Origin of the sequence: Croceicoccus marinus, assembly GCF_001661675.2 — a bacterium.
In the GTDB taxonomy this organism is placed as follows: Bacteria; Pseudomonadota; Alphaproteobacteria; order Sphingomonadales; family Sphingomonadaceae; genus Croceicoccus; species Croceicoccus marinus.
In genome coordinates, this window is record NZ_CP019603.1 from 717,560 (window position 1) to 739,054 (window position 21,495).

Annotated in this window: 16 protein-coding genes and 2 pseudogenes; 10 read left to right on the top strand and 8 right to left on the bottom strand. The window is 60.2% G+C overall.

From position 1 onward, the window contains the following. Positions 1 to 150 precede the first annotated feature (150 nt). The 4 genes from A9D14_RS17410 (at position 151) to A9D14_RS17425 (ending at position 3,182) form a co-directional block, all read left to right on the top strand. Complete coding sequence (locus A9D14_RS17410) at positions 151 to 702, top strand: hypothetical protein (protein WP_066850615.1); 552 nt, start codon at positions 151 to 153, stop codon at positions 700 to 702. After that, on the top strand, positions 699 to 896 hold the full coding sequence (locus A9D14_RS17415; RefSeq protein WP_066850616.1) for a hypothetical protein: 198 nt from the start codon (positions 699 to 701) through the stop codon (positions 894 to 896). Before A9D14_RS17410 ends, A9D14_RS17415 begins: the two co-directional genes overlap by 4 nt. Positions 897 to 1,230: 334 nt before the next feature. Further along, positions 1,231 to 1,722, top strand: a complete 492-nt coding sequence (locus A9D14_RS17420) for a hypothetical protein (RefSeq protein WP_157668295.1) — start codon at positions 1,231 to 1,233, stop codon at positions 1,720 to 1,722. Beyond that, complete coding sequence (locus A9D14_RS17425) at positions 1,722 to 3,182, top strand: DUF2779 domain-containing protein (protein ID WP_066850618.1); 1,461 nt, start codon at positions 1,722 to 1,724, stop codon at positions 3,180 to 3,182. Before A9D14_RS17420 ends, A9D14_RS17425 begins: the two co-directional genes overlap by 1 nt. A 382-nt stretch (positions 3,183 to 3,564) precedes the next feature. Here the strand turns inward: A9D14_RS17425 and A9D14_RS17430 are convergent, their stop codons facing one another. After that, on the bottom strand, positions 3,565 to 4,644 hold the full coding sequence (locus A9D14_RS17430; RefSeq protein ID WP_066846942.1) for an IS5 family transposase: 1,080 nt from the start codon (positions 4,642 to 4,644) through the stop codon (positions 3,565 to 3,567). A gap of 25 nt (positions 4,645 to 4,669) precedes the next feature. Between A9D14_RS17430 and A9D14_RS19690 the strand changes: the two genes are divergently transcribed. Beyond that, positions 4,670 to 5,815 carry a hypothetical protein gene (locus A9D14_RS19690; RefSeq protein ID WP_157668296.1) on the top strand — a complete coding sequence of 382 codons (1,146 nt, stop codon included), beginning with the start codon at positions 4,670 to 4,672 and terminating at the stop codon, positions 5,813 to 5,815. Positions 5,816 to 5,869: 54 nt separating this feature from the next. On the opposite strand, the gene A9D14_RS17445 is transcribed toward A9D14_RS19690, so the two are convergent. Continuing rightward, complete coding sequence (locus A9D14_RS17445; protein ID WP_066561326.1) at positions 5,870 to 6,691, bottom strand: IS5 family transposase; 822 nt, start codon at positions 6,689 to 6,691, stop codon at positions 5,870 to 5,872. 243 nt (positions 6,692 to 6,934) lie between these two features. Between A9D14_RS17445 and A9D14_RS17450 the strand changes: the two genes are divergently transcribed. Next, the gene (locus A9D14_RS17450) at positions 6,935 to 7,393 is read left to right on the top strand and encodes a hypothetical protein (protein WP_157668297.1); all 459 of its coding nucleotides are present in this window, start codon (positions 6,935 to 6,937) and stop codon (positions 7,391 to 7,393) included. A gap of 524 nt (positions 7,394 to 7,917) precedes the next feature. Here the strand turns inward: A9D14_RS17450 and A9D14_RS17455 are convergent. Then, positions 7,918 to 8,697: a hypothetical protein gene (locus A9D14_RS17455; protein ID WP_066850621.1), complete on the bottom strand. Its 780-nt coding sequence runs from the start codon at positions 8,695 to 8,697 to the stop codon at positions 7,918 to 7,920. 309 nt (positions 8,698 to 9,006) lie between these two features. Here A9D14_RS17455 and A9D14_RS17460 point away from each other — a divergent pair, with 309 nt between their 5' ends. Then, positions 9,007 to 9,681, top strand: coding sequence for a hypothetical protein (locus A9D14_RS17460; protein WP_066850622.1), 675 nt, complete (start codon positions 9,007 to 9,009; stop codon positions 9,679 to 9,681). A gap of 22 nt (positions 9,682 to 9,703) precedes the next feature. On the opposite strand, the gene A9D14_RS17465 is transcribed toward A9D14_RS17460, so the two are convergent. The 3 genes from A9D14_RS17465 to A9D14_RS17475 form a co-directional block, all read right to left on the bottom strand. Next, complete coding sequence (locus A9D14_RS17465; protein WP_066850623.1) at positions 9,704 to 10,780, bottom strand: hypothetical protein; 1,077 nt, start codon at positions 10,778 to 10,780, stop codon at positions 9,704 to 9,706. Continuing rightward, positions 10,777 to 11,478 (bottom strand): hypothetical protein, encoded by a 702-nt coding sequence (locus tag A9D14_RS17470; protein WP_066850624.1) that lies wholly within the window; start codon positions 11,476 to 11,478, stop codon positions 10,777 to 10,779. The genes A9D14_RS17465 and A9D14_RS17470 overlap by 4 nt, the downstream gene beginning before the upstream one ends. A gap of 104 nt (positions 11,479 to 11,582) precedes the next feature. Beyond that, the gene (locus A9D14_RS17475) at positions 11,583 to 11,825 is read right to left on the bottom strand and encodes a hypothetical protein (RefSeq protein WP_157668298.1); all 243 of its coding nucleotides are present in this window, start codon (positions 11,823 to 11,825) and stop codon (positions 11,583 to 11,585) included. A 254-nt stretch (positions 11,826 to 12,079) separates the two neighbouring features. On the opposite strand from A9D14_RS17475, the pseudogene A9D14_RS17480 reads away from it, so the two are divergent. Further along, positions 12,080 to 17,198, top strand: a pseudogene (locus A9D14_RS17480) (RecQ family ATP-dependent DNA helicase). A gap of 76 nt (positions 17,199 to 17,274) precedes the next feature. Continuing rightward, a complete protein-coding gene (locus tag A9D14_RS17485; RefSeq protein ID WP_066850626.1) occupies positions 17,275 to 18,306 on the top strand; it encodes a tetratricopeptide repeat protein in 1,032 nt (343 codons plus the stop codon). A 473-nt stretch (positions 18,307 to 18,779) separates the two neighbouring features. On the opposite strand, the gene istB is transcribed toward A9D14_RS17485, so the two are convergent. Together istB and A9D14_RS17495 are read right to left on the bottom strand one after the other, a co-directional pair. Further along, positions 18,780 to 19,508, bottom strand: coding sequence for an IS21-like element helper ATPase IstB (gene istB / locus A9D14_RS17490; protein WP_066844231.1), 729 nt, complete (start codon positions 19,506 to 19,508; stop codon positions 18,780 to 18,782). Continuing rightward, positions 19,495 to 20,175, bottom strand: a pseudogene (locus tag A9D14_RS17495) (Mu transposase domain-containing protein); the annotation flags it as partial. The pseudogene A9D14_RS17495 and the gene istB, both read right to left, overlap by 14 nt. A gap of 61 nt (positions 20,176 to 20,236) precedes the next feature. On the opposite strand from A9D14_RS17495, the gene A9D14_RS17500 reads away from it, so the two are divergent. Then, on the top strand, positions 20,237 to 21,460 hold the full coding sequence (locus A9D14_RS17500; RefSeq protein WP_066842340.1) for an IS256 family transposase: 1,224 nt from the start codon (positions 20,237 to 20,239) through the stop codon (positions 21,458 to 21,460). The last annotated feature ends 35 nt before the right edge of the window (positions 21,461 to 21,495 follow it).

A 21,495-nucleotide genomic window follows, 5' to 3' on the forward strand; every position in this document is an offset into this window, starting at 1 on the left:
ACCGGGCGCAGTCTGAAACCGCGCGTATCCGGAAATATGGCCGGATCCGGGGTCTCGACGAGACCGGCCTGCTTGATCGCATCAAATCCATCTTCAGCCGGAATACCATGCGGTGAAGCCATGGGCATTTTGACAGGGGTCTGAGCTCTATTGCCGCTTCCACAGAACTATATCGAAGCGCTTGGCAGGCTTGGCGCTGCGTTCGCCGCATATGAATCGGCGACAGGACATGCCGCCATTCTTGTCGGAGGGGCGGCGGCCGCCATTCACACCGATGGCGAATTCATGTCGGCAGATTTCGATGTGGTGGCAGGCGCTGATCAGGCGTTCGCGGAAGCGATGTCGGCTTCTGGCTTCGTTGCAGATGACAAAGCCGTCCATGGGATGGGCTGGTATCATCCTGCATATCCGGCCTTTGCGGTCGAACAAGTGTCCGGCGGCTTCTTCGATGGGCGAGGGGAGCGGGACCGGTGTCTGCGGCTAATTCTCCAAGACGGCGCATCGATCGTACTTCCGGCTGTCGAGGACATGATTGCGGACCGTCTCGGTCAGCATGAAATCGCGAAAGGCGATACAGCAATGCTCGAGCAGGCCCGGGCCCTGTTCACGCTCGCGCAGGATCTGGACGCTACCTATCTCCGGCGCCGCATCAGCGAAGAAGGTGGAAATCCCGCACATTTAGGGATATCTGAAGATCCATGAAGTCGATCCAACTCGGTTCCTACCTGGCGTCGGTCAGGGCGCGCAAGGCGGCACTTCGTTTCGATGAGAGCTCGGCGGCCGTGGACGCACGCCGCAACAAGGGCGGCCAACGTTCGCCCGCCAAGCGCGAACTTCTGGCCAATACGGCGGAGCGCGCCGAGGCGACCGGGACTCCCAAAGTGATCAGCTACTGATCTCCGGTTGATGCATCAGGGCGTAGATATGATCTGTGCATGCGCGCAGTACAAAGGCAGCGGGTTGCCGGATTGCTCTCCTGCCTTCAGTGCTTCCAAAAGGCGAACTTTGATTTCGTCCTTTTCGGGCATGGTTTCCCCCTTTCCAGCTCTGATGACATAAAAACCATCTTCGTTTGACGACCGTCAGTAGGCCAACCTCAGGCAAGCGGCAGGCTGAGACTCCGACCAAAAGCAACAGCACAAGCCCGCTATGACCGAAACTGTCGCAGGCCTGTAGGAAAACGAAGCATCACTGCAGACGGTCGGATTCGCGACCAGTAGGAGATGCTTCGTGATGCTGCCCTTGATGCTCGCTTCGTTTCTCATGTTCGTCTTGCTCAGGCTTGCGGTCAAAGCCGTGCAGGCAAATGGAATTGGCAAGTCGCTGCAGGGCTCCTGCGGATCTGCTCGCCAGATACCAGCAGGAGGTCATGAGGTCGAAGACGCATTTGGGCGCGCGCTCGCTTGCTGTCCGGAGGATGCCACGCCCTTGCTCGAAGCGCGCTCGCCTTGTGCGTTGCTGCTGGCTCGCGCCGCTTCGGGCGATCTCGATGCGATGACGGATCAGATCGTCGAGCATTTGCGTAGCCACATTCCAGCACTGGTGGCAGCGCACTGCGCCGTTATCGAAAGAGCTCCACCCGAACTTCGGCGACTGGCGATGGCCGACCTGGTCGAGGATCTGCGCGGCATGGCAGCAATCGCGCAGGGCCGGCTCGACTTCCTCGCTGCAAGGCGCAGCGAAATGCGCAGGAGCTCCATGCCTTGTGTGGCCGCGGCCTGATGGCGGGGCTCTCCAAATCCCGCATTGCGGCCTTCGAGCAATGCCCGCGCCGGCTCTGGCTTCAGGTCTACCGCCGCGAGCTTGCTGATTGGGGCGAGGGGACCGAAGCGCTGTTCGCCATCGGCAACGAAGTGGGCGAGGCGGCTTGCGCGCTGCACCCGAATGGCGTCATGATCGAGGCCGAGCCGGATCTGGCTGCAGCGCTGGAAACCACCGCACGCCTGATCGCAGAGGACCATCCCGGCCCGCTGTTCGAGGCGACCTTCATGCACCGCGGCGTGCTCGTCAGGGTCGATGTGATGGAGCGGCTGCCGGATGGTGGCTGGCATGTCGCGGAAGTGAAGAGCTCGACCGCGCCCAAGGACTACCACGTGAGCGACCTGGCGACGCAGGTCTGGGTACTGCAGGGCTGCGGTATCGATGTCCGCTCGGCCGCGATCCGCCACGTGGACAACCGGTTCGTGCTGCAGGTTCCCGGCGAACTGGACGGGCTCTTGCGCGATGCGGACATGCTGGGGAAGCTGGGCGGGATCATTGCGGACCGCGATGATGTGGTTCGCGCTGCGCAGGCGGTGCTGGCGAGGGAGGAGCCGCAGACTGCGCCGGGCGATCATTGCAGCAGCCCGCATGATTGTGAATTCGCCGCTCACTGCCGCAGGGGAGAGCCGCTGCCACCGGAATGGCCGGTGACGGTGCTGCCGCGCGGGGCAGGGGCCGCATGGCAAGCGCGCGGCTATGACGATCTGTTCGATGTCCCGGCAGACCGTTTGTCAGGTGTGAACGCCATCGTCCACGCGGCAACGGTCAGCGGCACACCCCACCATGACCGCGGCGGTGCCGCGGCCGAGATGATGCAATGGGGCTGGCCGCGGGCGTGGCTGGATTTCGAGACCATTGCCTTTGCCGTCCCCCGCTGGGTCGGCACGCGTCCCTATCAGCAGATCCCGTTCCAGTTCTCGCTCCGCCTCGAACAGGAAGACGGCACGATGACCCATGCCGAATTCTTGTCCACCGATGGGACCGATCCGCGGCGTGCGTGCGCCGAAGCGCTCATCGAGCAGATCCCGGCAGGCGCCGCCATCATCGCCTACCACGCTCCGTTTGAACGCAGCGTTCTGCGCTATCTTGCCGGTTGTTTTCCGGACTTGTCCGCTGAATTGCAGGACATGGCCGAGCGCTGCGCCGACCTTCTGCCGATTACCCGCAGGCACTGGTACCACCGCGACCAGCGTGGAAGCTGGTCGATCAAGAAGGTGCTCCCGACGATGGCTGACCTTAACTATGCCTCTCTTGAAGTGAAGGACGGCGGCGATGCGCAGGGTGTCTATCTCGAAGCGATCGACCCTGCCACCGATCCGGACCGCCGCCTGCTGCTGCGCGAAGCCTTGCTGGCCTATTGCGAGCGCGACACTTGGGCGATGGTGCTGGTGGCGCGCAGACTTCTCGTTGAGAGCGTGTGAGCGAGACGGAGCTATCTGCCGCAAGCAGTTGCTGAAGCCTGCGCAACTGTCACGCTTCAACGGTTTTGCCGCGACCATTTATCTCAGCTCGTTAACCAATAGAATAGAAAATCGGGCGATAGCTTCGCCCACTGCTTTATGGATGACGTGATGCCAATTTATCTTGCCAAGAACATTTTCTCATTGAGGTATGTAGACCCAAAAATGGGTTTGCCTGAATTTTGCAATCTTCAAGCTGGACACCCGCAACAACTCTGATTTTGGCCGCGTGATTGGGCGGCTTGAGGTGCGTAGCGTGAGGAGTGCCATTTCATGACGGCGCTGGGCCTTCTGAGGTTGTATTTTCGTCGCTGGTCAGCCCATTTCCTGCATTCAGGCGCACCTATCCTGTGGCTGCCCGCCGCTCGTGGAAGATCAGGCGGTCGAAATTGTAGACCAGGTTGGCCAGCGTAAGTTTGGCCTGCGCCCTGGCGAGCCCAATGGTCCGGATGAATAGACCATAGCGATTCTTCTGGTGCGCAAAGACGTGCTCCACCTTGGCCCGCACGGCCGATTTCGCGGCATTGGCGCGCGCGATGCGCTCGGGCATCGGTTTGCCCTTGGGCTTTCTGCGATGGATGCGGCTCGTGAGCATGTTGCGCGCCAGCCATGTCTCGTTCTTCTGGCTGCGATAGGCGCTGTCGGCCCAGACGTCGCTGGCGGTGTTGCTGGTGTCGATCACGCAGCGCAACTGACGCCCGTCGCTATGCGCCGCCGATGTCACCGCTGCCCTGCGAATAAAGCCGAAGCGGCGGTCGATGCTGATATGGGATTTGTAACCGAACACCGGCGTGGCGATCTGCGGCAGCGGTGTCCCATCCGGGCGATATCGGATCTTGCCGCCGATCTTCACCGTCCAGCGCGCGTCGACATCCTTCTGGTGCGCCTTGTTTGGCTTGCCGCGCCAGATCTGCTTCGCCGACTTGCCCGCCTTGATGGCGGCCTTCTCGTCCTCGGTGTTGCGCTGCTTGGGCGCGGGCACCAGCGTGGCATCCACGATCTGGCCGCCCATGGCGAGATAACCTGCCTCGTGCAGTTGCCGCTCGAACGCCTGCATCAATGCCTCGAGCGTCCCGCTCCCGGTTAGCCGGTTGCGATAGTGACGGATGGTGTTCTCGTCGGGCATCGCGCCACCCAGATCGAAGCCGAAAAAGCGCATCCAGCTCAAGCGATCGCGGATCATGAACTCCATGCGCGCATCCGACAGATTATGCTGTGCCTGAACCACCAGCACCTTGAACATCGCGACCGGATCGAACGGCGGCCGACCGCCTTTTGCGCCGTTGCTATACCCTAGGCCGCGGGTCAGTAGCGGCCGGAAACGCTCGAAATCCACCGTGCCCGCCAAAACCTCGAGCGGATCGCCGTCCTTGCTCAGCCGGTCTAGGTGCTCCGCCAGCGAAAACAGGCTGCGTGGCTGCATCGATGCTCTCCTTACAATGCACCGAATGAATCACAGCAGCGGTCTCAAAGCGAGAGGTTATTACGGGTGTCCAGCTTTGCCGCTGCCCGAATGGCGCGGGGATCAAAAACAATTCAATGGCCCTGGTTTATACGGAGTATTTCTCGACAAACGGCTCTTTTACATCGGCCTCTATGCCGGTAAAGAAAAAGAACCGTTCGCTGGAAGCGTTTTGGAACGTTGGCGGAAGCATATTACATATCACATACTACGGTCGCCCGAGATCCGTTTCGCACCGAGTATATTGCGGAAAATTCTAGAAACGCTCAACGGTGCCGGATCAGACGCGTTGGCCGATTGTCTTCCAGCGAAACGCGACGTCGCGGCACTCCCAGTGGAGCACGCCCTCATAAACGCTCCTGGCAGTTGCACGCTTAACAAGGTTCGCTTTGCCGATCAGAATCCAGATTTGCTTCACCAAGACAAGGAAGCATTGCTCGAACGATTTTCGTTTGTCTACGTGCAATGGCCCCGCGAGGATTTGGTGCGGATTTGTACTAGTGCAGCTAAGCCAAGCATGTGGGTAAAGTCGCATTGGCTCGCCAGCATGGAGCGAGAGCTGATCCGCGAGCTTAGACCGATCTGCAACTCCCAGACATCGCCTGGCACAGAGCGGAGCGATGTTGGGCCAGAGGAATTCGAGGTGATGGTGCAAACGAAAATGGAATCCAAGTTTGAGGCGTGTCGAGATTCTGTTCCCGCTCCCGCTTCGGCGGCCGACATGGAGGCGCTCGCCGAAGATGAGGAGAGTTTGACCGATCCCAACTCGAGTTTGTTCATCGAGGGGGCAGCCGATGTTGATCGTCCGAAGGTTGAAACATTGCTGGAAGACCTCGAACTGGCTTGCCCAAGCGCTTGGGAGATCTATTCCACCAACACCCCCGATATTCGCATTCAAACAAAGAAGCCTATCGGAAGAACAAGAGTGCTCCTTACCCTTCGCAGTAATTTTTGGGGAGACACCGAAGCTGATATAGAAATGTGCAACCTTCTAGGCTTTGAAGCAAAGGTCGGGAATGCACCGCGACTATCCAACAGCTTCCGCTTTGATCCAGAGCGACATGGGCCAGCCGACTTGTTTGTCCTGGCCGGGGTAACGCTGCAACGTATCTTTTCGCGACAGAGCGAGTGATAGAAAACGATTAATCGTACCTCAGAGTCTGATTCAAAACTAACCGATGTGATTTCATAGCCTTGTGATGCGGCGCGTGAGGAGCTGGATCGATGCGATGAACAGCCACGCGGTTGCCGAGGCGATGGTCTGCTCGAAGTCCTTTGCGAGACGCCGGTTTCGGTTGAGCCATGCCAAAGTGCGCTCGACAGCCCAGCGGCGTGGGAGAACCACAAAGCCCTTTGCTTTGTCGGACCGTTTGACGATTTCGATGGTCCACTTACCAACCCTGCGCAACGCCTGACGGAGCTTGTCGCCAGCATATCCGCCATCGGCGAAGACATGCCGTAGCCACGGGAAGCGATGGATGATTTCGGCGAGCACCAGCGGTGCGCCATCACGATCCTGGATGTCGGCGGTGTGGATTACCGCATGAACGAGATTTCCATCGGTGTCGGTGAGGATGTGGCGCTTGCGTCCCTTGATCTTCTTGCCTGCGTCATAGCCCCGTGGGCCGCCACTTTCCGTGGTTTTGACGCTCTGGCTGTCGATCACTCCGGCGCTTGGCGACGCCTCGCGGCCTACAGCTTCGCGCCCGATCAGCAACAGGACATGATTGAGCGACAGCCACAGCCTGTTATCACGCCACAGGTAGAACCAGCGCCGCACCGTCGAGACTGGCGGAAAGCAGGGCGGTAGCATCCGCCATGGCAGTCCGCCCCGCAGCAGATACAGGATCGCTTCGACAATCCGCCGCAGCGGCCACTTGCGAGGGCGGCCAACATGAGAAGGTGGCGGGAAGAACGGCTCCAGCACCGCCCATTCGGCATCGGTCAAATCACTTGGCAATGCCAGTTCCGCGCGGGCATACAGTGCGCGAGTGGTGTCGGTCCACATCGTTGATTTCCTTTGGTTCGTTGCAAAACCGCTGAATCAACGACTTGGGTAAGCGTCAAGCTAACCAGCTGATACCACTCAACTTAATTTCGGATCAGGCTCTCAGGCCAGGCATGGAAATGGGCGTGTGGTCAAACTCTTCCATGACGAGCTGAACCGTTCGTCATGGGCAGTATCGATTCGTCCGTTTTTGTCATGTACCGTGCGTAGGTTGACCTTATCGTAGGGAGAGGAGGCCGACAGTTGCGTATGGATGAACACGTATTGATATACGAAACCTGGGGGATGAGACCGCATAGTACGACGCCTTGGTTCGCGCTTTATCTTCCCGATCATGTCATCTCCATCGATACCGATGACTCGTTGAAGGACAAGGCGCTGGCCGAGCGGATCGGGTGCACAAAGCGCCCGAACCGGCGGGTGGGCGATGTCAAAATGGACGCCGCTAAGAGCCTTATTCTAAAAGAGACGACGGTAGGGCGTTGGATCAAATCCGCTGCGGCGGGGAAGGGAAGCCGATTGCGGTCATTTACCACAATCAATTCTGGACTTATTTTCGGGTTAGAAGTGTCCTTCGAGGATCAGGAATGTGCCACCACTTTCCGCAAGCTTTTCATGCCAGTGCTGGCGGAGATGGGCGTTTCGCAAGCTCTAGCGGATGTGAGATGGCGGTGGTTGCGACCTTCGGGTGGACGCGCTTGAAGGCAGTGTCATTGGCTATTTCAATGCCATTAATCTGGGGGTTTAGATTTCCTGCCACCGGTCGGGCACCACTGCTGCGTGAGGTGGGCCCGCCTTCCTGGACAGGTTAGTGGTGAAGGATTTGCAAGTTTGCGCTGGATCATCTGACCGGGATTTTACCGCTGGTTTTTCGAGCGAAACCGGAAGGACGCACCGCAGCAAAGGGCGCTAGCGGACGTCCGCTGGCTCTGGGAGGTCATTGCGGAACAGCGTTTCCCTGCGACGTGAAAGCCCATCGGCGGTGTCTGGGCTGTTTTTTCGGCCAGTCCATCGTCGCTTTGAGGATTTCACCGACACCCGCAGGCTAGCGCGATCGTCCGAGCTGCTAATAGCGACTTGCAAGGTTCAGACCGCCGAAAAGCAGACTCTGCCCATCCAAGGTCATGTTTCAATTGCAAAACTGTTGCTGGCCGAGCGGATCGCCGCCTTCGGAACAATGAAGGCGGCGAGCTGTCAGATCCATTTTTGGTCCCGGGCGTGGATGATCAAAGCGCGAGAATGGGTGGTGATGACTTCTCGGCTTGCGAAAGCTCAGATCTGATTTGCTCTGCAACCAGTGCAATGGATGCATTGCTGTTCAGGCTGTGCGAACCTCCCGTCAGGTGGGGGATGACTGCAATAGGCACAGTCCCGCCAGTCGAAATATGGAACCGCTTCGAGTGGCCGTTCACCTCGACGTGACGCGCTGCAGGCATCTGTGAAGTGCCGGTGATGGCAAGGAAATCCGAGATATGGGTCAGGCCGCAGCCGATCACGAGGCTTGGACGGCATCGATGGATCCAGGCCTGCAATACCCGAAAGCGATTTTCCCGCATCCAGGTGCGATATTCCTCTTTGCTTGCAAAACCGGTATTCTGAGCCGTCGCGGTATCCCAGGTGCCAACCTTGTTGAACGGTTCGGGAAACAGATTGGCCTTGAAATAGCCATTTGAGCCTTGCTCAAAGGGGCGGGCAGCCAAGGCGAACTCACGGTAGTCCTCCGGCCTCCCGCCATTCAGTGCGCTCAGGAGCTTGAAGGCCTTCTGGTTGAAAGGCCAGGTTAGCTGAAGCTCGACCGAATAGGCTTCTTGCTGCGTTTCATACGTGGCATCGCCCTTTTGATCGGCAGCCTCGTCGGCGAGCGACCAACCGGGCTCGATGCCCAGCAGCCATACTGAGGGCTTGTCGGGCGTGCCCGGGTCTCCACCTTCGCAGGTGCGGAGAAAAGAGGATTCATCTTCGACGAGACTGCGGAACGAACGTGCGGATTGAGAAAGTTCTGTCACTTTGCTGCCTTCAATTTGTTCTGTGTCACCAACATGGAGGGTCCATGGCGGGAGCCGCCGATCCAAGGGCCGGCAGCGGTACAGGCTCGACCTCGGTCTAAGCGCCGACCATTAACGATAAGCAAATCGATAGCCCCATGCTCTCGATACCTAAATCGGTGAATGAAGGTGCTGCGCCACGTGCAGATCTGGACGCACGTTTGCAGACCCGAACTAACAACGAGCTCAGATCATGTGGGCTACGACCACTTCTGCCGCAGCGCGGCGCCAATATTCCGGCTAAAGATCAATTGGAAATGGGCAGGGCGTATGGCAGCGATTTTCGGCTTTTTGGTGGTTGTTGTGCTGGCGGTGATCTCGATCGTTGTCATTGTCGCCATCGCGCTCGTTCTCGTCCGCATCGCGGTTGCCCTGCTGCTGGCGATGGCCGCTGGCGCCCTTTTCGCCGCTATTTCGTCGATCTGGATCGAAGACGCTTGGCCGGTGGTGTTTGTCGGATCCAGTATCCTGCTGTCGTTTCCTACGCTCGCCTGGATGTTCCGCGACAGCAACCCACAAGCCGACCATGCCGGCAGCAAGGCCACGCCACAGGTGGTTCGACCGCTGGAGCCTTCAGGCGATGTCAAACTGACAGCGGCTTGGGAGCGGGCAAGCGAACTGGCGCCCGAGTTCCGATCGCGTCTTATGGCGGCCCGTGAGACTTGCGCGCAGCTTCTGAACCGGTGCGAGGCCACCTCGCTCGACATGGATCTGATCGAAGGCGCGCAGATGATCCGCAGCCATGTGCCGGAGGTCGTCACGCAGAATGAGGAAGCAATCGCCGATGCGCCGAGCGCCGATCAGAAGGCCGCGCGTCTCGCCCTAGTCGAGGATCTGGAGACGATCGCGCTTATGGCTCGCACCAGGCTGACGCGCAGGCAGGAAGCGAACAGGGACGGGCTATCCACATTGCGAGCGCACCTTTCTGCGCGCAGCAAGGAGTAAGTAGGGCAAAGCGAGAAACTTACTAAGCATAAGGGCTCTGTGCCTGAACGCCGCTCGCAGCGTTCTCGCCTGGCATTGCGGCCATCGCTTCTCCTTCTAGGATCAGCAATGGCTCGTCGGTTTCCGATCGGACCCGTTCCAGAAACTCGCGCCCATGGATGCCGAGAGCCTGTATGCGGGAGATAGTCGCCGACCGCGTAGAGGCAACTGCCTCGCGGTCCCGGAGCTCTCCGGCTTTCTTCGTGGCAAAGGGCAGCACCTTCTCTGCTTCGTAAGCGAAGTTGGAGGAATTCGGCGTAACGCCTCGCAGCGCAAGGTCCTTGAACGAGATCTCGGCGGCGCCAACTCCCTGAAGGAGCGCGTTCAATTCGCCTGAAAACTGGTCAGAGATCGTGCGCGCCAGATCGAGATCCCCGATGGCGATCCGGCAGGAGATCCGGGTTGCTCCGGCGAGCGTTAATGCGTCGATCAATGGTTCGAGCGCCGCGATGTCGACATTCAGGCCACGGATCGTCGATTGCTGGACCTTTGCCGCAAATTCGTTCTGCAGGGTGTGCAGCCTGTCAGAGGCGTGGCGCCATTCCTTCTCGGGATCCCCAGCCTGCCATCCGCCCTCGGCCAATTCACAGGCCGTTCGCAGATCATTGAAGTCGCGCTGGAGCCTTTCAGCGCGTAAGCCCTCGATGCTCTGCGCGATCCTGTCCATCTTCGCGCCCAAGCCGTCGATCTGCTGCGCCATCTTGTCCATGCGTTCGGCGAGCAGCTTGTGACTGATGATGGAAAAGCCGAGACCAGCTCCGCTGATAGCCAGATTGGCCAGCTGAAGGTTTTCAATCACACCGAGGACCTGGCGGATCTTCGCCAGCTGGAAATTCGTCGCAGCATGACCCGCCACGCTTGTGGCCAGCGATATGGGGTTCGCGTTTGTCAGACCCATTGCGCCGATCTGCTGTCCGATCACGCTCATGCCAGGCGCCTCGACGAGGTGAGCGACAATCCCCGGCGTTCCCTTGCGGAAGAGCAGCATGCCGACGCGGTAGATGCTTGGGTCAGCAGCCAGATGCGCAGGAGCACCAGCCAGGATCAAGGGGTCGATCACTGCAGGGTCTCCATGGCCTTACTGGCGGCTTCGTCGAGCGCTTGATGGATCTGGAGCAGGACTGACGGTCCCGCATTTTGTGTAGGCGGCAGCGACGTCGAGAGGATGGCTTGCTCGACGTGGCTCTCCACACGCTTCCGTATTGACTTGCTCCGGTAATCGCGCAGCTGACTGGTCTTGACAACGCCCGTCGCGACAGCGCCGCCGGCAAGCGCGAGCCCGCCCAGCAGGATGGGCACGCTGACCGTCGAAGTGGCAACCAGCCCGAAAGCAGTCGCGCCGGTGACGACTGCCATGCTGGGAAGGGCGGCGCCAAGCGCCAATCCGCCGGCAAGAGGTGCGATACCCGATAAAACTTCGGTCGCGTCCTCGAACGTATTGATGTGGGCACCGACCTGCGCGACGGTAGCGTTCACACTCAGCTGGTGCTCGCCGATCTGGCGAAGATCATCCTGCGCATCCGCGATCAGTCTCTCGATTGCCGAGCCGATACTATCCACCAGCAGTGGATCGACTTCCTTCTCGATAAAGGCCGAGGGGGACACTGCGGCATCATACCAGCCAATATCCTCCACTCGCTCGTTGATGGATGGCTTCAGGTCTTGCCAGCATCTTGCGAGCGTCAGGGTCGCGGCCAGCTTGTGCCGATCGCGCCATTCCAAGATATTCCTGCGGGCGAGGGGGGCTTCTGCAGCCATGTATTTTGCTAAGGGTTCCACGCGCCGATCTATGCAGGCCAATCGCAATTCGCCAAGTCTTAGCGGCGTGGTTATTTCGGCTAGTCCTGATAACCGCAATTTGTTCAGAACTTCCGTTTGAAGCGCACGCGCCGCGAGCCTGCCACTAGGAAGGTTTCATATGGTGTATTTTTCATGGAGCTTCGAACAGGGCCTGTGCCGTCCACCACGTTAGCCCAATATTGCGGACGCAGTGCGCTGTCTGGAAGCTTGCTGCCGATGATGGTCTCGATCTTGAGAAACGTGAGTTCGAACTCGGCAAGAGATTGCTCGCGGCAATAGTCCGCAAGCGGTGTGAACTTGGACAATCCTGCCTCCATTGTTCCTCATTTGGCCGAGACTATGAAGGCGGATCGCCGTCTGCAAGATCGCGCAAGGTGTCGAGGCCGCTATTTGACAACCTGATCACATTGCATGGTAGACGAAAATCTCTTGAGCTTAAGGAAAGCACAGGCAAATCTGTATTATTGCCAGCGAAGCAAGGGGTATAGCGGCTCGCGATAGTAAATGCGCGGTGCCAGTCGCTGGCGGTAAGGGGTTCGGATTGAACATTGCAGCGACCTTGACTGGGCCGGCAATCGAGCTTCTCCGCCGCTGCGTGTCGTTCGACATCGAGGTCGATCCCAAGACCGCCAAGATCTTTGCTTTCGCCGCCGTCCGCTATGGCGATGGCGCGGCGATCCGGGCAGGAAAGGGCGGATTGGCGCGAACGCTGGACGAGATGGAATCCGGCCTGTCGCAAAGCGATCACTGTATCGGCCACAATATATTGCACCATGATCTGCCGCATCTGGCAGCTGTCAGGCCAAACCTCGGGCGGATCGTTCACGCGCCGATCGATACGCTCTGGCTTAACCCGCTGGCGTTTCCTCGCAACCCCTATCATCATCTTGTGAAACATCACCTCGATGGGCGATTGCAGGCGGGACATCTGAATGACCCGGCGAAGGATGCCGAGCTCGTTTTTCGTGTGCTCGAGGACCAGCTGCAGGCTTTCCGCAAGATGGCGGCCGAGACGCCCGATGCGATGGCGGCCTATCATTTCCTGGTGACCTTGCCCGAACGCTCGGCCGGGTTCGATGCCGTGTTTCGCGCGAGCCGCCAGTCGACTATCCCGACGCAACGCGAAGCCGAGCTTGCTATTCGCCGCATGCTCGAAGGCAATGCCTGCAACAGGCAGGTCGTTGAGCTGCTGAATGAGATTGCCAGTCCGCGCAAAGCCTGGCCCACGGCCTACGCGCTATCCTGGGTTACTGTTGCAGGCGGCAATTCGGTCATGCCCCCATGGGTTCGCAAGCAATTCCCCGAGGCGGCCGATATCGTCAGGGATCTACGCGACAGCGATTGCCGAGGCCCCGATTGCGCATGGTGCCGCACCATGAACAACCCGCGGGCCTCGCTGCAGCGCTGGTTCGGCTATGATAGTTTCCGCCCGAAACCCGCTGATAAGGATGGCCGCCCCCTTCAGGAGCGCATCGTCGAGGAAGCGATGCACGGCCAAAGCCTGCTGGGCATCCTGCCGACCGGCACGGGCAAGTCGGTCTGCTATCAGATCCCGGCCCTCGCAAATTTCGAGAAGATCGGCTCGCTGACCGTCGTGATCTCACCGCTGGTCGCGCTGATGGGCGACCAGGTTCACGGCATGACCGAGAAAGGCATTTCGTCGGCCGTCACCATCAATGGCATGCTATCGATGCCCGAGCGGCAGGACGCTCTCGACAAGGTACGCATGGGCGATGCCAGCATCCTCATCATCTCGCCTGAACAGCTGCGCAGCGTATCGGTGCGCGATGTCCTCAAGACGCGGGAAGTCGGACTCTGGGCCCTGGACGAGGCACATTGCGTCTCGAAATGGGGGCACGATTTCCGGCCGGACTATCGCTATGTCGGTCGCTTCATCAAGGAGTTCTCGGGCGACCGCGATCCATCGCCGATCCTGTGCCTGACCGCCACCGCCAAACCCGAAGTGGTCCGCGATATTTGCGGGCATTTCCATGAGCGGGTGGGGAGCGAATTGCTGCTGCTCGATGGCGGCGCCGTTCGGACCAATCTGACGTTCGAGGTGCGGCAGACCGGCCGAAGCACCAAGCTCAGCGATATATTGAACGTTATCGAGGCCAAGTTGCCCGCCGAGGGAGCGTCCGGGGCGGTGATCTATTGCTCGTCGCGCCGCCAGACCGAGCTCGTCGCCGAGTTCCTGCAGAAGCAGGGCATGGCGGCGGATTTCTTTCATGCCGGCCTTACTCCTGAAAAGAAGAAGGAAGTACAGGAGCGCTTTCGCGTGGGCGCGCTGCGCATCATCGCGGCGACCAATGCCTTCGGCATGGGGATCGACAAGCCCGATATCCGTCTCGTCGTGCATGGCGATATTCCGGGATCGCTCGAGAACTATCTGCAGGAGGCGGGGCGCGCCGGTCGTGACCGCGAGCACGCCGATTGCGTCCTGCTGTTCGCTGACGACGATGTTGAGCGGCAATTCACGCTTTCGGCCCGCTCCCGTCTTGCGCGGCACGAGATCGGCGCAATCCTCAAGGCGCTGCGCCGCCTCGATGACAAGACCACCAGGCATGGCGACGTCGTCGCGACGTCCGGCGAGATCGTACGTGCCGAGCAGGATTACGATTTCGAGCGCGACAAGCTCACCGACGATACCCGGGTCAAGACGGCAGTCGCGTGGCTTGAAGAAGGCAAGCTGCTTGCGCGTGAAGAGAACCGCGTCCGTATCTTTCCGGCTTCGCTCACCGTTCCGACCCTGAAACACGCTGAGGATATTCTCGCCAAGGCTGCGATCACTGGCGCGCGGCGCAAGCAACTCGTCTCCATCGTTCGCCATCTCATGAGCGCCTCGCCCGATGAAGGGATCTCGACCGATGAGCTGGCAGGGGTGAGCGGTCTTAGCCCACGCGCGCTGCCCAAGGCGCTCCATGACCTGGAAGTGCTGGGGATCGCGCGAGACGATACGGCGATCACCGTCTTCATTCATGCGGGTGTCGAAGGGCAATCGAGCGAACGCTTGCGGCAGGCGGCGAGTCTTGAGGCTGCGCTCATCGATGTCATGCGCGAGGCCGAACCCGATGCCGAAGGGGAGGGGGCCTTTCCGCTCCAGCTGTCGCAGATCTGCCAGAAGCTGCGCGACGAGGGGCATGAAAAGGCGCGGCCCGATATCATCGACAAGATGCTGCGCGGCCTGGCTCAGGATGGTCGCGACGAGGACGGGGGAAGGGGCAATCTCTATGTTCGCAAGCAATCACGCGATACGCTTTACGTAAAGCTGCAGCGATCCTGGGATACGCTGGCGCGCACGGCTTCGATCCGCCGGGATGGCGCTGAGAACCTGCTCAAGCATTTCGTCGGCAAGCTTCCCAAGGGCAAGCGCGGCAAGGATCTGCAGGTTGAAACGACCATCGGCGCGCTGACGGCAGTAATCACCTCCGATGTATTTCTGCGCACCGAGGTGAAGGCTCCCACCAAGCTGCTGAACCGTGCCATGCTCTGGATGCACGAGCAGGAGATCATGACACTGGGCAAGGGGCTGACGGTGTTCCGCCAGGCGATGACCATTCACCTGAGGCCCGGCAATGACAAGTTCACGCGTCAGAACTTCATGCCACTTGAGGATCACTACAGTGAGCAGACGATCCAGACCCACGTGATGGCGGCCTATGCGCGCAAGGGGCTGATCTCGATCAAGCATGCGCAGCATCTGTCGGAAGACTATTTCACGCTCGACCAGGACACGTTTCTCGATCTCTGGCTGCCGGGCGAACGTATCGCAATCCGCCGCCAGACCACTCCTGCATCCTGGCAAGCCATTGTCGAGGATCTCGGCAATCCCGTGCAGCAAAAGATTGTCAGCGACGATCGCGAGCAGACCAATGTTCTCGTGCTGGCCGGGCCCGGCTCGGGCAAGACACGCACGCTGGTCCATCGCATTGCCTATCTGATCCGCGTGAGGCGCGAGAACCCGAACGGCATCCTCGTGCTGAGCTACAATCGCCATGCCGTAACCGAGATCCGTGCGCGCTTGCGCCAGCTGATCGGTGATGATGCCAAGGGCGTTACGGTCTCGACCTGCCATGCTCTGGCGATGCGATTGGTAGGCGCAAGCTTCGTGGGTGCGCCGGCCGATAATCACGCTTTCGATGAAGTGATTAACGAAGCTGTCCGGCAATTGCAGGGGGAAGGGCTAAGCAAGAGCGAGGCCGAGGCCCAGCGCGATGCGCTGATCCAGGGCTATCGCTGGATCCTGGTCGATGAATATCAGGACATCGGACCAGAAGCTTATTCGCTGATCGGCGCCGTCGCGGGACGGTCGCAGGATGACCCTGACATGAAGCTGAGCCTGTTTGCCGTCGGTGACGATGACCAGAACATCTATGCCTTCGACGGTGCCTCGGTGGAATATATCCGGCGCTTCGAGCAGGACTACCGGGCAAAGCCCGAATTCCTGACCGAGAATTACCGTTCGACCCGCCACATCATCGATGCCGCCAATTCCGTGATTGCGCCTGCGACCGAACGCATGAAACTGGGGCACGACATCACCATCAACCGTGTCCGCGTGAAGGAAGCGGCGGGCGGGGCGATGGCGCGGCTAGATCCGGTGGGGCAGGGGCGGGTGCAGGTTTTGTCCAGCCCGGGGACTTGGGCCGACAGGGCCTGTGCGGCGGTAGATGAGCTCATTCGTCTCTCCAACCTCGATCCCGATTGGGATTGGTCGAAGACAGCCATCATCGCGCGGAGCTGGAAACTGCTCGAACCGGTGCGCAGCTATGCCGAATCCAAAGACATCCCGGTCGAACTGGCCAACGAGCACCTGCCCAGCATCTGGCGCCTGCGCGAGACGCAGCTTTTCATCGAGCATTGCAAAGCAGACACCGCATCGGTTCTGGGCGTTGAGGCCATGCGCCGGCATCTCGAGCGTCAGCCCGCGAACCGCTGGACCGGACTGCTTAGCGAAGGGCTAGATGCTCTCGTGCGAGAGATCGGTGAAAGCGAGATGGCCGTTCCCGATCTTGTCGAATGGATCGCCGAATGGTGCCGCGATACGCGCGGTGACCAGCGAGGGTTGCTGCTGCTCACCGCCCATCGCGCCAAGGGCCTGGAATTCGATGACGTCGTTATTCTCGATGGCGACTGGACCAGCACCTCGCGCGGGGAGGATAGCGATGCGCCGCGTCGATTATTCTATGTCGCCATGACGCGTGCGCGGCGAAGCCTTGCGGTGATGGCCAACGGGCAGCATCCCTATGTCAGCTCTTCATTGGAGGCGGTGTTGAGCCGCGACGTGGAGCCTGCCTTGCGGCAAGAGGCGGGAGATAGCTTGCGCTATCAGCTGCCCGACATGGAGCTTGTCGATCTGTCTTATGCGGGTCGACTGATGGACCGGAATCCAGCGCTGCAAGCGATCGCGAAGGCCAAGGTTGGCGATCCCATCCAGCTCGTTCCTGAGGGGCAGGGCTGGTTCATCAAAGACATCACTGGCCAAACGATCGGCCGGATGCGGAAATTACCGGCCGCCTGATGGCTACCATGTGGAGAGCATCAAGATTGGTGCGATCGTGCGATGGCGGAAGTCCGACAATGCCGAGGAGTTTCGGGAATACATCAGGCGGGATGAGTGGGAGACGGTGTTGCCTGATATCGTCTTTGCGCAAGCTGGAGGCCCAACTCCCAATTGAGAGATCGGAGCGACAGCGCCGTCCCTAATTAGCCTATAAGAAGAATTTGGTAGCACTCCGCCCTTACCAGAGAACCATGTCCTCCTCCGATCGACCAAACCTGGCTGCGAAATACTTCGTCGACGACCTGACCGGCGCGCGGCAGCCAGGAAGCCGTCTGCACGGCATCCTCGAGAAATTTGACGCAGGGCTAGCTGTCAGCAGGCTGGCAAGGGATTATCTAGAAACGAGCGGGCTGAACTGCCTTCTGGCATTGATCGAGGGCCAGGAAAATTTCGAAAGCTTCAAAATCTTGGCTGCCGTAGAGCGCAAGGATCGTGTGGCGGCGGCGCAACTTGCCGCCACCGAGGAAGCAGCAGTGGCCGGAAGGCAAAAGGCCCAACTTGCTGCGGCCAGCGCTGCATTTTTCGATGATCCGGCGTATCAGCGCAGACAAGCAACCAAAGATCTACGTCGAAGGTTCGACGTGGGACATATCGAGCGTGAGCATTACCCGAAGGTCATGCGGGCGTTGCACGCCTTGGCCAAAGGCCAGAGACTGCCCCTAGAGGAAGTCGCTTGGCTTCAGACGGAAGCTGAAGACTGTTGGACCCCTGCAGTAGCAGCCGCATGGCACCTGACTGAGGCGGAATATCTGAGCGGAGAATATCGCAGCACCGCGGATCCGTGGGGCGCAATCAACGCCAGCAGTCATTGGCGAAAAGGTGGCCGTCCGGAAGCCGCCGTTGCGCTGACAGAAGACGCTCTGGCCGCGAACACCCGTTCATCGCCAAAGGTGCGTTCGGCTCTATTAACCACCCGTGGCGCAGCCTTGCGAGCCATCAACCGCCATACAGAGGCCCGTGTTTCTGGCGAACAGGCGCACATGCTGGCACCAGAAGATTACCGGCCGTGCACGCTTCTCGGAGCCATTCACATAGAGCAGGGCGAACTGACCGAGGGTCACGCATGGTTTGTCAAAGCCGAGCAGCGCGGGGCTGCCAAGGCAATGATCGATAACAATATCAAAGCGTTGCTCTCCCGCATGCCCGAGGAAAGGAGACGTCGCCTGCAATCTTGCCTGCTTGAGCGCGATCCCGAGCGCTTCGCTTGGCTTCGGTCGCGATGAACGCCAGCGCGTGGGTCTGGTCAAGCGAGATGAATTCTCATCGTTATAGTCTGATGCAAATGCCAACAACGGTGTCGACCGAACGCTGACGATAGCCGCAGCGCATTTTGGCTCTGTTGCAAACTTTTCAGTCCGGGACACGAACCGATGGGAATGCCGACGTTCAGGCGAAGGACTGGGTGGACCCGCAACGCCGACATAGCAGGCATAGCGTCAGTCGAAACGGCTTCCTTATACTTGCCGTATATTCACGAAGTCAGGTCGCGACCTCAATCCCGTAGAATCGCTGCCAGCGAAGCTCTTGATTTGTCAATCGGCGTTCAATCGGGACCCCCTATCGGCGCGCAAAAGGGACCCCGTTAGCGTTGCATAGATCGATCGACGTTGGGCGCGGGTTTCGCGCTGCTGGCGGCGTAGGAAGGGCGTAGCCCGACCGGAGGCGTCAGCAGCGCGAAGGCGTTTTTCTGATCGGGTCAGCTGCGGTTTTTGAAGCGCCAGCTGTCGTTGCCGGTCTCGACGATGTCGCAATGGTGGGTGATGCGGTCGAGCAGCGCGGTGGTCATCTTCGGCTCGCCGAACACGGTGGGCCACTCGCCGAAGGCGAGGTTGGTGGTGATGATGACAGAGGTCTGTTCGTAGAGCTTGCTGATCAGGTGGAACAAGAGCTGCCCGCCGGATCGGGCGAACGGCAGATAGCCCAGTTCATCCAGCACCACGAGATCGAGTCTGCCGAGCTGGGCAGCGATGGTGCCGGCCTTTCCGATGCGGGCTTCCTCCTCGAGCCGGGTGACGAGGTCGACGGTGTTGAAGTAGCGCCCACGGGCACCGGCACGCACGACGCTGGCGGTGATCGCGATAGCCAGGTGGGTCTTGCCCGTCCCTGTGCCGCCGATGAGCACGATATTGCGCCGCCCTGGCAGGAACGAGCCGGCGTGCAGCGAACGAACGAGTCCTTCGTTGATCGGGCTGCCCTCGAAGACGAAGGCATCGAGGTCCTTGATTACAGGCAGCTTGGCCGCGGTCATGCGGTAGCGGATCGAGGCGGCATGACGATGCGCGGCTTCGGCACGCAGCAGGTCGGTCAGGATCTCGTGGGTCGTGCGCTTGCGCTGCAGCCCGGTGGTAACCGCCTCGTCGAAGGCCCCTGCCATGCCCTTGAGGCCGAGAGCGCGCATCGCCTCGATCATCTCATGCCGCTGCATGGAGGTCTCGCACCGTATCGTAGCGCGCGCAGTCCGCGATCGGCGGGTGACTGAGCTTGAGATCAACGACCACGTCCAGGGGGCACTCGGGTGGCGGGTCCCGGTATCGGGCCAGGATGTTGAGGATTACCTCGTCGCTGACGGCACCGCTATCAAGCGCCTCCCGGATCGCGGCCTCGACCGCTTCCAGGCCATCGGGCATTACGGCTGCCAGCACGCGCACGAAGCGACGATCGGCTTCGTCACCGCCGCCCAGCTTGCGCCGCAATCGCGCCAATGCCGGTGGCAGGTCCCAGCCCTGGAAGGGCGCCCCGTTCCGCAAGGCACCAGGCTTGTTGGCCAGAACGGGCAGGTAGTGCCAGGGATCATAGATCGTCCGGTCGCGGCCGAAGTGCCGGGCATGCTCGGCGATTACATCGTCGCCCAGGCGAACAATGATGCGGTCGGCATAGGCCCGGACCTGGACAGCCCGCCGCGCCGCCTTGGCCATGACCGAGTAGCGGTTGCGGTCGAAGCTGATCAGGCAGGTGCCGGTCACGGCATGGGCGGTCTCGTGGAAGCCGTCGAAGGGTGCCAACATCGGCTGCAAGGCAGGCCGTTCGAGGTCCAGCGCCTCGGCCACGGACAGCTCCTTCTGCTCGGGATGCGCGTGCGTTGCGGCCCAGCGAAGAGGGACTGTCAGGAATTCCGTGTGTGGGCGGGCATAATGGGTAAGAAGGAGTCCCACTATGTCCCGACGCAAAGAACCTGCGATCCCCAATGAGCTGCTGGACCAGCTTTTGGCTGGCGGTGCTGCCAGTGCCGCTTTCGAACAAGGCGGCTTGCTGGATTCTCTGAAGAAGGCGCTGACCGAGCGCGCCTTGAATGCGGAGATGGATCACCATCTGACCAGCGACGAAGAAGCCGGGAACACGCGCAATGGCTATGGCCGCAAGAGCGTGACCACCGATGCCGGCAAGCTGGAGATCGATGTCCCGCGCGATCGTCAGTCGAGCTTCGAGCCGCAACTGATCGCGAAGTACCAGCGCCGTTTCCCCGGCTTCGATGACAAGATCATATCGATGTACGCGCGCGGCATGAGCACCCGGGAGATCACCGGGCATCTGCACGATCTGTATGGCATTGACGTGTCGCCGGACCTGATCAGCACCGTGACCGACGCCGTGCTCGACGAAGTCGCCAGCTGGCAGCAACGGCCGCTCGATCCGGTTTACCCGCTCGTTTTCTTTGATGCGATCCGGGTCAAGATCCGCGATGAAGGCATGGTCCGCAACAAGGCGATCCACATCGCGTTGGGCGTCCGCGCTGATGGCGCCAAGGAGGTGCTGGGCCTGTGGCTCGAGCAGAACGAAGGCGCCAAGTTCTGGCTGCGGGTGATGAACGAGCTCAAGAACCGCGGGACCGAGGATATCCTGCTTGCCGTGGTCGATGGGCTCAAGGGCTTCCCCGAGGCCATCACCGCCGTGTTTCCCGAAGCCGTGGTCCAGACATGCATCGTCCATTTGCTGCGCAATTCCATGGACTTCGTGTCCTGGAAGGACCGCAAGGGGCTGGCGACGGCGCTCAAGGAAATCTACCGCGCCCCCAGCGCCGAGGCCGCCGAACAGGCGCTCACCTCGTTCGAGGCTGGTCCCTGGGGCAAGCGTTATCCCGCCATCGGCCAGAGCTGGCGACGTGCCTGGGCCGAGGTCATCCCGTTTTTTGCGTTCCCTGATGAGGTTCGCCGGATCGTTTACACCACGAATTCCATCGAGGCCCTCAACTCGAAGCTCCGCAGAGCCGTCAGGGCGAGAGGCCACTTCCCGAGCGACGAGGCCGCCACCAAACTGCTTTATCTGATCTTGAACCGATCGGAGAAAGAGTGGAAAATGCCGCCGCGTGAGTGGACCATGGCAAAGGCCCAGTTCGCCGTGATATTCGGTGAGCGCTTCATCAAAGCCATGGCGGCGTAATGTTCAACCGCCCGTCCATACACGGAATTCCTGAC

Coding starts and splice junctions, on each gene's coding strand:
- A9D14_RS17415 (WP_066850616.1), top strand. CDS start 699: ATGAAGTCGATCCAACTCGGTTCCTACCTGGCGTCGGTCAGGGCGCGC.
- A9D14_RS17425 (WP_066850618.1), top strand. CDS start 1,722: ATGGCGGGGCTCTCCAAATCCCGCATTGCGGCCTTCGAGCAATGCCCG.
- A9D14_RS17430 (WP_066846942.1), bottom strand. CDS start 4,644: ATGCAGCCACGCAGCCTGTTTTCGCTGGCGGAGCACCTAGACCGGCTG.
- A9D14_RS19690 (WP_157668296.1), top strand. CDS start 4,670: ATGAATCACAGCAGCGGTCTCAAAGCGAGAGGTTATTACGGGTGTCCA.
- A9D14_RS17445 (WP_066561326.1), bottom strand. CDS start 6,691: ATGTGGACCGACACCACTCGCGCACTGTATGCCCGCGCGGAACTGGCA.
- A9D14_RS17460 (WP_066850622.1), top strand. CDS start 9,007: ATGGCAGCGATTTTCGGCTTTTTGGTGGTTGTTGTGCTGGCGGTGATC.
- A9D14_RS17470 (WP_066850624.1), bottom strand. CDS start 11,478: ATGGCTGCAGAAGCCCCCCTCGCCCGCAGGAATATCTTGGAATGGCGC.
- A9D14_RS17485 (WP_066850626.1), top strand. CDS start 17,275: ATGTCCTCCTCCGATCGACCAAACCTGGCTGCGAAATACTTCGTCGAC.
- istB (WP_066844231.1), bottom strand. CDS start 19,508: ATGCAGCGGCATGAGATGATCGAGGCGATGCGCGCTCTCGGCCTCAAG.
- A9D14_RS17500 (WP_066842340.1), top strand. CDS start 20,237: ATGTCCCGACGCAAAGAACCTGCGATCCCCAATGAGCTGCTGGACCAG.